The 12856-nt window shown below is 53.5% G+C and carries 12 protein-coding genes; all 12 read left to right on the top strand.

Annotated elements, in window-relative coordinates; genetic code table 11:
• Positions 1–16: 16 nt before the first annotated feature.
• The 12 genes from rfbA to QVN30_RS03075 all read left to right on the top strand — a co-directional run bounded on the left by rfbA (position 17) and on the right by QVN30_RS03075 (position 12856).
• Positions 17–919 carry a glucose-1-phosphate thymidylyltransferase RfbA gene (gene rfbA / locus QVN30_RS03130; RefSeq protein ID WP_289835441.1) on the top strand — a complete coding sequence of 301 codons (903 nt, stop codon included), beginning with the start codon at positions 17–19 and terminating at the stop codon, positions 917–919.
• Between the two features lie 92 nt (positions 920–1011).
• Positions 1012–2472: a bifunctional dTDP-4-dehydrorhamnose 3,5-epimerase family protein/NAD(P)-dependent oxidoreductase gene (locus tag QVN30_RS03125; RefSeq protein ID WP_289835439.1), complete on the top strand. Its 1461-nt coding sequence runs from the start codon at positions 1012–1014 to the stop codon at positions 2470–2472.
• Between the two features lie 4 nt (positions 2473–2476).
• Entirely contained in the window at positions 2477–3496 is a 1020-nt protein-coding gene (rfbB, locus tag QVN30_RS03120; protein WP_289835438.1) for a dTDP-glucose 4,6-dehydratase, read from the top strand.
• Between the two features lie 61 nt (positions 3497–3557).
• The gene (locus tag QVN30_RS03115; protein ID WP_289835436.1) at positions 3558–4817 is read left to right on the top strand and encodes an O-antigen polymerase; all 1260 of its coding nucleotides are present in this window, start codon (positions 3558–3560) and stop codon (positions 4815–4817) included.
• A complete protein-coding gene (locus QVN30_RS03110) occupies positions 4804–5739 on the top strand; it encodes a glycosyltransferase domain-containing protein (RefSeq protein WP_289835434.1) in 936 nt (311 codons plus the stop codon). Before QVN30_RS03115 ends, QVN30_RS03110 begins: the two co-directional genes overlap by 14 nt.
• A gap of 11 nt (positions 5740–5750) precedes the next feature.
• Positions 5751–6761 carry a WaaS/CpsH family glycosyltransferase gene (locus tag QVN30_RS11495; protein ID WP_492207452.1) on the top strand — a complete coding sequence of 337 codons (1011 nt, stop codon included), beginning with the start codon at positions 5751–5753 and terminating at the stop codon, positions 6759–6761.
• A complete protein-coding gene (locus tag QVN30_RS03100; RefSeq protein WP_289835430.1) occupies positions 6754–8202 on the top strand; it encodes a lipopolysaccharide biosynthesis protein in 1449 nt (482 codons plus the stop codon). The genes QVN30_RS11495 and QVN30_RS03100 overlap by 8 nt, the downstream gene beginning before the upstream one ends.
• 2 nt (positions 8203–8204) lie before the next feature.
• The gene (locus tag QVN30_RS03095; protein WP_289835429.1) at positions 8205–9257 is read left to right on the top strand and encodes an NAD-dependent epimerase/dehydratase family protein; all 1053 of its coding nucleotides are present in this window, start codon (positions 8205–8207) and stop codon (positions 9255–9257) included.
• A 36-nt stretch (positions 9258–9293) separates the two neighbouring features.
• Positions 9294–9911: a hypothetical protein gene (locus tag QVN30_RS03090; RefSeq protein WP_289835428.1), complete on the top strand. Its 618-nt coding sequence runs from the start codon at positions 9294–9296 to the stop codon at positions 9909–9911.
• A 2-nt stretch (positions 9912–9913) separates the two neighbouring features.
• Positions 9914–10339 carry a TIR domain-containing protein gene (locus QVN30_RS03085; RefSeq protein WP_289835427.1) on the top strand — a complete coding sequence of 142 codons (426 nt, stop codon included), beginning with the start codon at positions 9914–9916 and terminating at the stop codon, positions 10337–10339.
• A 30-nt stretch (positions 10340–10369) separates the two neighbouring features.
• Entirely contained in the window at positions 10370–11512 is a 1143-nt protein-coding gene (locus QVN30_RS03080; protein ID WP_289835426.1) for a toll/interleukin-1 receptor domain-containing protein, read from the top strand.
• 84 nt (positions 11513–11596) lie between these two features.
• Complete coding sequence (locus QVN30_RS03075; protein WP_289835424.1) at positions 11597–12856, top strand: nucleotide sugar dehydrogenase; 1260 nt, start codon at positions 11597–11599, stop codon at positions 12854–12856.

Here is a 12856-nt window from a genome sequence, read left to right as displayed (position 1 = left end):
GGAGAGGTGCAAAGTTTTGAAGGGCATGGTCCTCGCCGGGGGCTCGGGCACCCGGCTCTACCCGTTGACATCCGTCACCAGCAAGCAGCTGCTGCCGGTCTACGACAAGCCGATGGTCTACTACCCGCTGTCCGCCCTCATGATGGCGGGAATACGGGAGATCCTCGTCATATCGACGCCTGCGGACCTCCCCAACTTCGAGCGGCTGCTCGGGGACGGCTCGAGGTTCGGGATCTCGCTCTCCTACGCCGAGCAGCCCTCGCCGGACGGTCTCGCGCAGGCGTTCATCATCGGCCGCGAGTGGATCGCCGGCGACCCCTGCGCGCTCGTGCTGGGGGACAACGTCTTCTTCGGCAACGGCCTGTCTCGGCACCTGAGGCGCGCGGTGGCGAACGCCGAGTCCGGCCGCGCGACCGTCTTCGGCTACCACGTGGACGACCCCGAGCGCTTCGGGGTGATCGAGTTCGATCGCGAGGGCCGTGCCCTCTCCATCGAGGAGAAGCCGGCTCATCCCAAGAGTTCCTATGCCGTCACGGGCCTGTACTTCTACGACGGGCGCGTCTGCGACTATGCGGAGCGCGTCGTCCCCTCCGCGCGCGGCGAGCTGGAGATCACCGACCTGAACCGCATGTACCTGGAGGACGGCGCGCTCGACGTCGTCACACTCGGGCGCGGCTACGCATGGCTCGACACCGGGACCATGGAATCCCTCTACGAGGCCGGGGAGTTCGTCCGCGCAGTGGAGCGCGCCCAGGGGCAGCCCGTCTCCGTGCTCGAGGAGGTCGCCTACGAGAACGGGTGGATCGGCAGGGACGAGCTCCTCTCCGCCGCGGAGCGCTACGGCAAGAGCGTTTACGGTGCGCACCTGCGCCGCGTGGCGGAGGGCGCCTTTGTGCGCCAGCCCCGGAGCGAACTATAGTCTGCAGCTCGCATTTCACTGCTGACCGAACGGGCGGTGGCGAAATGCGGGCATCCGGAATCTTGACAGCTGGATACAGGAAGGAGCATCTTATGCCCCTTGAGTACGAGAAGGACCTGGGGGTCTCGGAGACCCCCATACCGGGCCTGCTTGTCGTGGACCTGGCCGTCCACGGCGACCCCCGCGGCTGGTTCAAGGAGAACTGGCAGCGCGAGAAGATGGTCGCGGCGGGGATACCCGACAGGCGTTGGGTCCAGAACAACATCAGCTACAACCTGAGGGCCGGGGCCACCCGCGGTATCCACGCCGAGCCCTGGGACAAGTTCATCTCCGTCGCCACCGGCTCCGTGTTCGGCGCGTGGGTCGACCTGCGCCAGGGGAGCGCGACCTACGGACGGGTGTTCACTTGCGTGCTCGACCCCTCTAGGGCCATCTACGTCCCTCGAGGCGTGGGGAACTCCTACCAGGCCCTCGAGGATGGCACCGCCTACTGCTACCTCGTGGACGCCCACTGGTCCGCCGAGCAAAAGAAGAGCTACACCTTCGTGAACCTCGCCGACCCCGAGCTCGCGATAGAATGGCCCATCCCGCTCGAGGGCTGCGAGATATCCGAGTCGGACAGGAACCACCCGATGCTCGGGGACGTGGCCCCCATGCCGCCGAGGCGCACGCTCGTCACCGGCTGCGACGGCCAGCTGGGGCGCGCGGTGCGCAAGCTCGCCGAGGAGCGGGGAATCTCCTCGTCCTTCGACTTCACGGACATCGACGAGTTCGATTTCTCCGACCAGGACGAGTACGGGAAGATCGACTGGCCCCTCTACGGTACCGTCATCAACTGCGGCGCCTACACCGCAGTTGACAGGGCGGAGACGCAGGAGGGCCGCGTCGCTGCATGGAAGGCGAACGCCGTCGGCCCCGCGTTCCTGGCGAAAGCCTGCACGGAGTATGACATCACGCTCGTGCACGTATCGTCGGACTACGTCTTCGACGGCACGAGGGAGGTACACGACGAGGAGGAGCCCTTCAGCCCCATCAACGTCTACGGGCAGACCAAGGCCGCCGGCGACATAGCCGTGTCGACGTGTCCCAGGCACTACATCATCAGGAGCTCGTGGGTCATCGGTGACGGGAACAACTTCGTGAGGACGATGATGCGGCTCTCCGACCGTGTGGCGGACCCGGAGGACCCGCTCGACCACGTGGACGTCGTGGACGACCAGGTTGGTCGCCTCACCTTTACCGATGACATGGCGGTTGGCATATTTTATCTGCTAGACAATCTTGTACCGTACGGGGTGTACGGGCTAACAAGTACGGGCGATAGGGCGAGCTGGGCGGAAGTCGCCCGCTTCGTGTTCGACTTACGAAACGGAAATGAATTGGCCGTACGTCCCGTTACCACTGAAAGTTATTATGTGGAGTCTTCGGGCCCCGCTGCCACCCGCCCCAAGTATTCGGGACTCAGCCTCTCCAAGCTCGAAGGTATTGGCCTAATTACGGCTCCGTGGCAAGAGGAGCTGCGAATGTATGTCGAGGGATTGAGGGGATGGTAGGGCAATGACTGCCTTCGAGCCCAAGCGGATCGTCGTCACCGGCGGGTGCGGCTTCATCGGGTCGAACTTCGTGCGCTGGGTGGCGCGCGAGCGCCCGGGGGTGCACGTCACCGTGCTGGACAAGCTCACCTACGCAGGCAACCCGGAGAACATCGCGGGGCTCGACCCCGAGCGCGTGGAGCTCGTCGTGGGCGACATCTGCGACGCCGCGCTGGTGGACCGGTTGGTTTCCGGCGCCGACGCCGTGGTGCACTACGCGGCGGAGTCCCACAACGACAACTCCATCGCCGACCCGGCGCCCTTCGTGCGGACCAACGTCGAGGGCACCTTCACCCTGATCGAGGCCTGCCGCAGGCACGGCGTCCGCTACCACCACGTCTCCACCGACGAGGTCTACGGCGACCTCGCGCTCGACGACCCCGCCCGCTTCACCGAGGAGACGCCGTATCATCCCAGCTCCCCGTACAGCTCCACCAAGGCGGCATCCGACATGCTCGTGCGCGCCTGGGTGCGCACCTACGGCCTGCGCGCCACCATCTCCAACTGCTCGAACAACTACGGCCCCTACCAGCACCCGGAGAAGTTCATCCCCAGGCAGATCACGAACATCCTGGACGGGGTGCGCCCCAGGCTCTACGGCGACGGCCGCAACGTCCGCGACTGGATCCACACCGAGGACCACAGCTCCGCCGTCTGGACCATCCTCACCAGGGGGCGTATCGGCGAGACCTACCTGATCGGCGCGGACGGCGAGCGGAGCAACATCGACGTCCTGCGCGCCATCCTGCGCGCGATGAGGAGGCCCGAGGACGACTTCGACTGGGTCCGCGACCGCCCCGGCCACGACCGCCGCTACGCCATCGACCCCACCAAGCTCCGCCGCGAGCTCGGCTGGGAGCCGGCGCACACCGACTTCGCCGCCGGCCTGGAGCGGACCATCGCCTGGTACCGCGACCACGAGCCCTGGTGGCGCCCGGCCAAGGAGGCCACCGAGAAGAAGTACAGGACAATGGAATATCGTTAAAGTGATATAAGTGGTAATAATTGTAGAAACATTAATCTTATTCATATTTTTGTATTATGTAGTGAGACAAGAACTCGCCTCACCCATATCCATTTTTACAATTTCATTTTTATGTGCAATAGGTAGCTCATTATGCGGAAAATATATATGGGATAATATTGGCGATCAAAGTAAAACTATACTTGTCTTAGCAACTGGTATCGCTTCGTTTCTGATTGTTTCAATAATTGTAGGCTGTATAAAACCTCGCGTATTTGGCCAGAACGTTCGAGCATTGGTGCTGACTGAGGATCAGGCTATAATCGTTCCACATTATAAACTGATTATACTGCTATGTGTAATAACATTCATGGTATATTATGCAGATATAAAATCGATAGCAAATGAACTCGGATTTTCTGGTGGTATCCTGGATACGCTTTCTCGCTATAGAGAATACGTGATACAGTCGGCACAAGGTCGTGAGTATTCAGTTGAAGGATCAATATCGTTTGTTGCTGGGCTTCTGTTCAGGGTATTGGAGATTGTATCCGCGTATGCTTTGGTAGAGCTCATCTTTCTAAAGGAGAAAGTTAGAAAAAGATACTACAAAAAGTATTGCATTATTCTTATTCTTATATTTATTACATTTTATCTTTGTGGTGGAGGTAGATCTCCGATTGTGCACTTGATTCTGTGCATTATCTGCGCTGCCGGACTGTATCTAACAAAAAATAGAATAAAGATAGATTTGTCGTTTACAGCGAAAATAGTATGTGCAGTGATTGTAACATTAATAATATTCATTGTATTTACATATTTTAGAGGCGAAACATTAAAACTGAGCCCCATCGGGTATATTACTTTCTTTTTTGGATCCGGCGTTTCTTCTCTAAATGCCGCTTTTTCACATAATGATACCTACAGCATAACTATTTTTTCTTCATTTATAGACTTAATATCCAAAATATATCCTAATATTATAGACAAGTTGGATATCTCTAGTATTCAACCGTGGATTCGATTCGATGGTTATAGCAGTAACGTATTCACCGGATTCTATGGATACTACAGTCATTTCGGTTTGTTAGGTGTGACCATCTACGCAATAATCTCAGGCGCACTGTTCAGCCTGTTGTATGAACGCGCACTCAAATCTGAAAGATTAGATAGTATAGTTATATATTGCTTCTATATATATATTATATTTGATATGATTCGTACAGATTCTTTCGGTACGTTAATTGGCGTCCCACTAATTGAATATATGCTATGTTTAGGAATTATTAAATACTATCATAGAAGACGAGTCATAATTGAGGGTAATAATGTATCTGGATAAAACCAATAAAGAATTGATTTTGCAGCTCTCGAAACGATGCGTGGAGATTGAATCATCGCGATGCTATAAAGTGTGCAACACACTAAAAAAAGCAGCCAAAACATTATACAATCATAATCTAAATATAATACTGAACAAAATCTATGTAAAACTCTTTCATCCATGGTTGAATACTGACGTAAGGTCAAAATCATGGAAAGAGTATGTCAATACTGAGATTGCTAAACAACATGAACTACAGAAAACAACGCATAATGAAAAAATAACAGTCTATACGTGTATTACTGGAAATTATGATACAACAATACCGATTCCCTTTCAGGCTCCGAATACAGAGTATGTCCTTTTTACTGACAATATTGAACTAAAATGCTTAGGATGGAATACCGTCCCAATTCCAAAGCGATTGTCATCAATGAATGCTCGAGATATTAATCGATATATTAAAATGCATCCACACGAATTTTTCCGCACACCATTTTCGGTATATATTGATGGCAATGTATGGTTGCTTTGTGATCCAATGGAATTTTGCATATCTGCCAAATATTCGAATTCACATATTGCTATGTTTGCCCACGGTCTGCGCGATTGTGTGTATGATGAAGGCAAAGCATGCAGACAGTTGAATAGGGGAGATGCCGATGGGATTCGGCAGCAGTTGTCCGTATGCAATTCGCTGCAAATTCAACCACATTCAGGTTTACTTGAAGCTTGCATTATTGCATCGGACATTAGTCATCCTGATATTTTGACTTTCTACAACATATGGTGGAATCAGTATATCGAAAATGGAAGTGAGAGGGATCAGCTTGCATTACCTGCTGCCATTATCTTGAGTGGACTCGATGTACAGGATTTTGGTATTCTTGGCGATAATGCAAGAAATGACCCAAGATTACGATTTCTCTCCCATGGATAGTTTTGGGACCGATGATAATGAAAATCTACGTGTACTGTTATTCTGACTACAACAGAATACAAATGTCCAATCTAGTTAACAACAAAGAGGTGCAATTAATCTGGGAGCCTGCTTCGCCTTCCTATGGCCTCCGGAGCTACGTCCATCGTCGTCTCCGAGACCTAATGCTAGGCTCTCTTATAAATATATTGCCATCCTTGGGTTGTTGGATTTACTGTCATTTACTTGGTATAGACGATTCGAATCCGGTACTTTTGCTCAGTGAAACTTCATTTCTTTTTAGAAATCAGGGCATTATTAAAGCTCTTAAAAAAAGAATGCCAGCATTGAAAATTGTTCTGTATTTGACTAACACCATAGGTTCGTATCATGATAGTGAAGCATATATTATATCAGCTATACAAGCAAAAAACTTATTTGACATGATAATCACATTCGACGAAATAGACTCAATTAAGTACTCTCTGTATCACTTCGAAGGAATCTATTCTTGTTTAGATACACTTGTGAGAAAGGATCATACTGTAGACTATGATTTATATTTCTGTGGTTTGGATAAAGGCCGTTTGCCAATATTAATTCAACTATATGACAGTTTATCTGATAAAGGTGTGAAATGCAGATTCGATATCATTTCAAATGATCGGACAATAGAGCGTAACGGTATAGAGTATTTAAATCAAAATCTCTGCTATAAGGAAATGCTTCAGAGAGCATCGCGTTCTAAAGCTTTACTTGAGATATTGGCGGATCCCCTACGTTCCTCACCTACTTTGCGAACTTATGAGGCGATAGCGCTCAATAAGAAGCTATTAACTAATAATCAACAGATAAATCAAAAAGTGTGGTACTCCTCAAATCAAATACAAATCATTGGAAATATTGATAAGATTGACGTAAAATTTATAACTAACGCAATAGATTCACATCTATGTATAGATTCAGACAGGTTTGATCCAAATAATTTCATTAACTTCATAAAACACAATCTAAATACCTCTAATGATAATCAGTATGAATAAAAAATTAAATATTAAGAAGCTCAGCATTGAAGTACGAGCATCTCTTGTCTTCTTATTTGCCAGCGTATGCTCTCAAGGCATGTCGATTATCTCTATGCCGGTATTCACACGCTTGCTGTCCACCGAACAGATGGGGACTATCACGACATACAACACCTGGTTTAACTTTATTGGAATGATAACCACTCTTGGTTTGACTTCTGGTTCTTTCAATATAGCTATGATGCGTTTTGGCGATAAACGAGCTCAATATACCTCTTCTGCGCTAACGCTTTCTTTTATTCCATCTGTTCCGTTATTCGTGCTGTCCTTTCCTTTTGGTAATTTCTTTTCCTCGATATTGGGGCTAAGTGTCCCATTAGTAAGATGCATGTGCTTCATGCTTGTACTGAATCCCGCGCTTAATCTATGGCTAATGAAGGAACGCTATGAATACAAGTACATAGCTGTTTTCTTTGTAACGGTTTTCAATGCAGTCGTGGGTACTTTGCTTGCCGTGGTCTCTGTAATCATTGCTAATGGGTATAGGATTAGTGATCTTCCGGAGATAAGGCTCTATTCTTCATCGTTTATAACTGCTGTTTTGGCAAGTGTGATAGTCGTAATTATTTATCTATCCGGCAAAACTCTTTTTAACGCGCAATATTGGTCTTTTGCTATTAAGAATGGACTTCCTTTAATTGTCCATTCGGTTGCTAAGTACATTCTCGACGCTTCTGACAAGATTCTGATTGGGTACTTCATTGGATCAGCGGCTGTTGGTGTCTATGGAGTGCTTTACAGTTTGAGCTCGATTTCTCTAGTTTTTTGGTCGGCAATTAACTCCGCACTGATTCCTTATATTTTTGAAAAGCTAAAATTGGGAATGTGGCATAAGATCCGTGCGGTTGCTAGTCCTCTGATCATTGCTTACGCCGTCTTATGCTTGTTTTTGATGCTATTGGCACCCGAAATCACTAATGTAATGGCTGGGAGTGCTTATACGGAAGCGGTGTATCTAATCCCTCCAATATCATCAGGAATATTCTTTACTTCATTGTATAATTTGTATTCAAATCTATTGCTGTATAAAGAGAAGACTATTTATGTGATGTTGGCAACTATATCTGCTGCAGTGTTCAATATAATAGCAAATATAATTCTGCTGCCATTGTTTGGATATATTGCTGCGGCTTATTCGACTCTGGCCAGTTGTTGTTTACTCGCATTAATGCAGTATCTGTTTACGACTAAACTGGGTATCTCCAAAGTTCTAGACAATCGTTTGAATCTGGGATTATCTGTGACTTTGATCGTATCTAGTATCATTATTAATATCACATATAAAAACATTCCAATTATAAGATATAGCATTATATTAATATTAATAATTGGAGTCTTTATTAATAAAAAACGTATTATTGGTGCATTTCAGATCGCAAAGTCTAAGGAAGTCGGATAGAGATGAGTGGAACGAGAGTACTTGTCACCGGTGCTGCTGGATTCATCGGGGCGTTCCTGTGCCGCCGGCTGCTCGCCGACGGCTGGGAGGTCGTCGGCCTCGACAACATGAACAGCTACTACGACCCCGGCATCAAGGAGGACCGCCTCCGGATGCTGCGCCGGGCCGATGAAGACGGGCGCTTCACCTTCGTCCACGGAGATTTGTGCGACGCGGCGCTGATCGAGCGGCTGTTCGCCGAGAACGGGTTCGACGCCGTGGTGAACCTCGCCGCCCAGGCGGGCGTCCGGTACTCGATCGAGAACCCTCGGGCATACGTGGAGTCCAACCTCGTCGGGTTCTTCAACATCCTGGAGGCCTGCCGCCACCACCCGGTTAGGCATCTCGTCTACGCGTCCTCCTCCTCCGTCTACGGCGGCAACGAGAAGGTCCCCTTCTCGGAGTCCGACCGTGTGGACTCGCCGGTCTCCCTCTACGCGGCGACGAAGAAGTCCAACGAGCTCATGGCGCACGCCTACTCCAAGCTCTACTCCATCCCGGCCACGGGCCTGCGCTTCTTCACGGTCTACGGCCCCATGGGGCGCCCGGACATGGCGTACTTCAAGTTCGCCGACACGCTGCGCGCGGGCGGGACGATCAAGATCTACAACATGGGCGACTGCAGGCGTGACTTCACCTACGTCGACGACATCGTGGAGGGCATCGCGAGGGTCGTCGCGAACCCGCCCGAGGTCGGGACGGGCGCCGACGGCCTGCCCGCGGCGGCGCACCGCGTCTACAACATCGGCAACTCCGAGCCGGTGCAGCTGCTCGAGTTCGTGGGCACCCTGCAGCGCGTGCTCGTGGAGGAGGGCGTGCTGCCGGCCGGCTACGACTTCGAGGCGCACTGCGAGCTCGTCCCCATGCAGCCCGGCGACGTGCCGGTCACCTACGCAGACACGAGCGCTCTGGAGCGCGATTTCGGATACCGCCCTGCGACGAGGCTCGAGGACGGGCTCAGGGCGTTCGCGCGGTGGTATAGGGGGTACTACATCGACCGCGCGGGCTCGCGGTAGGGACGGGGCGGCTCGATTCGACGATGCGGGGCTGACATGGTTGAAGCGGATTTACTGTACGAGCATTACAAGGAGACCGTTGCGAAGAACGAGACGTCCATAAGGTCGAGAAACCGTTACTTCGTGGCGCTGCTCGTGGTAGCAGGGCTTTCTGCCGTCCTTACGGCGAACCCCCTGTTCTTCCAAGAACTCGCTGCGTCCTTGGCGGAAACGAAGCTTGGCCTGAGCCCATCTCCTTTGAACGCGGGCGCGGCGGATGTCCTCGTTTGGCTGACGACGCTGTATCTGCTTGTGCGGTACATCCAGCTGGCGATCGGGATAGAGCGAAATTACATCTATCTCAAGTCGCTGGAACACGATTTGGAGAAGGCTATAGGATCTCATGCGTTTTGCCGCGAGGGTGATGTCTACGCAGACAACTATCCGTTCGCGTTGAACCTGATCGATTTCGCCTACAAAGCTGTCTTTCCGTGCGCGTTCCTCCTCTCATGCATAGTGCACATGTCGATGAGCGTGCGTATGAAGCTTTCGCTTCCGTATCTCGCGGTCTCCACGGCGCTCTTCGGGGTTACGGTACTCCTGCTCGCATCCTATATGGCCTTCCTCATCAGTGCAAACAGGACTTCCAAGGTAAAGTGCGGGGAAAGGAAGTAGACATGTTCAAAAGGAAAGTGTTCGTTTCGTTCGACTTCGATAGGGATCGGAACTACTACTACATGCTGAAGGCGTGGAACGAAAACCCTTCGATTGAATTCTCTATCATCGATCGCACGCCTGCGGAGATTCAGAGTGCGAGTGTCGGCGTGGTCAAGCAGGTGCTCTCGAGGAAGATCAACGAGGCCGATCTTACGCTTGCGATAATCGGAAGTGATATCAACGCGCCGCATCCGGATCGGTGGAGCATCGGCTGCGTGAACTGGCAGAACTATGAGATAGAAAAGAGTCTCGAGGTCGGGAAACGCGTCGTGGGGGTCAGACTGGACTGGAGATTCAAGCTGCCACAGGCGATGGAGCGGACTGGGTGTCGAGTTGCCGATGGGTTCGAGCTCGATAAGATTCTCGCACTTTTGCGGAAATCGTGAGCCGTCTCAAGTGATTGAAGGGATGTGTCCATGGGTCTGACGAAGATCTCGGGTTTTTTCTCCTATGCGTACGATGATGATGTGTGCGGAAGATTGCGGATGCTCAGAGACGACCTCATTGCGGAGTACAGGCAGCTCACCGGAAACGACCTCGAGCTGTTCCTCGATCGCGACGATATCCAGTGGGGGGACAAATGGGACAGGAACATCGAAGCAGGGATTGATTCCTCCTCGTTCTTCATTCCGGTGCTCTCCCCGCTGTACTTCAAGAGCTCCTACTGCTGCGAGAAGGAGCTCAGGCAGTTCCTCGGTAAGGTTGAGAGGGAGAATGCGAGTGAACTGCTACTTCCCATCTACTATGTCGGGCTGGACTATGCCGAGGAAGATTTGGAGACCGACCTGATCGAGCGAGTATTCGGGTTTCAGTACGAGGACTGGCGTGAGGTCAGATTCGCGGAGCGATGCACGGAGACGTATCGCCGCGCCGTCAACCGGCTTGCGGGACGGCTTGCGAAGGCTGATAGGGAAATATGGCTGCGCAGCTCAGAAGCGGAGGAAAGGCGAAGCACTTCGAGTGCGGAGCGGACGGGTAACGAGGCGGTGACCGAGAGGGAGGTCTCCTGCGCTGCCGGTGGGCCTGAAGACAGGGTGTTTCTTGTTGAGGGCACAAATCGCGTCACCGAGCTGTCTGATGAGTTCACCTCCCATGTGGAGGAAGTTAATGCCAAGATGACCAAGATCGGCCGGATTGTGAATGGCTACGCTGAGGAAATGAGCTCTGCCGGGGTGAGGGGTCCTAAGGCCATGACGGCCCTTTTCTCGAGACTTGCTGCGGACCTTGATCCCGTTGCTGACGAGTATCTAGCTGAAGCGGAAGAGTGCTCGAGTCTTATCGGTGAGCTCGATTCCACTGTGTGTGGTGTGGCGGCAAGGCTAAAAGAACTCCAGACGCTTGATTCCGAATCCAGAGAAAAGGATGAAGCTGACTGGGACCGCGCGATCGTCGGGTTAGTCGAGGCTGCGAGCGGCGCGAGGGGTCCGTTGGGAACATTCAATTCCCAAGTCTCAGTCTTAAAGGGCCTTTCCCGCGTTCTTTACACGCCGTTGAGGAAGATCGAGAGGGCGAACACCCTGATGGACGGCGTCCTAGAGATGGCTTCGCGTTGGTCATGAGTTTCGCCAGCTAATGGGCAAAAGATTGCTTCGACAGGTATGTCGGAGCGGGTTGTTTGACATAGGAATAGAAGGAGATACGTTATGAAGGTCGCTGTCGCAGGCCTAGGTTACGTCGGGCTGTCGGTCGCTGTTTTGCTCGCACAAGGGAATGACGTGCACGCGCTGGACGTCGTGCCGGGCAAGGTCGATGCAGTGAACAGGGGCGAGAGCCCCATCCGGGACGCGGAGATCGAGCGGTTCCTGGCCGAGGCGGCGTCGGGGGGGCGGCGCCTTTCGCTCGTCGCGACGACCGACCCCGAGGAGGCCTACGCGGGCGCCGAGTACGTCGTGGTGGCGACGCCCACGAACTACGACCCGGAGCGCAACTTCTTCGACACCTCCGCGGTGGAGGCCGCGATGGACGCGGTGAGGGCCGTGAACGAAGACGCATGGATCGTCGTGAAGTCGACGGTGCCGGTGGGCTACACGGAGCGCGTCCGGGCCGAGAGGGGCGACGAGAGGATCATCTTCTCGCCCGAGTTCCTGCGCGAGGGGCACGCCCTGTACGACAACCTGCACCCCTCCCGCATCGTGGTGGGCGCCCCGAAGGGCGATGCCGAGGCGGTCGAGGCCGCCGGGCGCTTCGCGGCGCTCCTCGAGGAGGGGGCGGACCCCGCCGAGAGGTCCCGTCAGAACCCCGACGGCACCGTCGGCATCCCCAAGCTCGTCCTCGGCCCCACCGAGGCCGAGGCGGTGAAGCTGTTCGCCAACACCTACCTGGCTCTGCGCGTGGCCTACTTCAACGAGCTGGACACCTACTGCGAGGCCAGGGGGCTCTCCACCGCCGACGTCATCCGCGGCGTGTGCCTGGAGCCCAGGATCGGCTCCCACTACAACAACCCCTCCTTCGGCTACGGCGGCTACTGCCTGCCCAAGGACACCAAGCAGCTGCTCGCGAACTACAAGGACGTGCCGCAGTCGCTCATCTCGGCGATCGTGGAGTCCAACCGCACCCGCAAGGACCACGTGGCCGACGAGGTGCTCCGGCGCGTGAACGAGCTCGTCTACCGAGGCGTCCCCGCCCCGACCGTGGGCGTCTACCGCCTCACCATGAAGAGCGGCTCGGACAACTTCCGCGCCTCCAGCGTGCAGGGCATCATGAAGCGCGTGAAGGCAAAGGGCGTGCCCGTGGTGGTCTACGAGCCCACGCTCGACGCCCCGGAGTTCTTCGGGAGCGAGGTCACGCACGACCTCGCCTCCTTCAAGTCCCGCTGCGACCTCATCGTCGCCAACCGCTGGAGCGACGAGCTCGTCGACGTGGCGGCCAAGGTCTACACCCGCGACCTGTTCCGGAGGGACTAG

The organism is Collinsella ihumii, from assembly GCF_030385545.1.
GTDB classification, from domain to species: domain Bacteria; phylum Actinomycetota; class Coriobacteriia; order Coriobacteriales; family Coriobacteriaceae; genus Collinsella; species Collinsella ihumii.
This window is presented reverse-complemented; position numbering and strand designations above follow the sequence as displayed.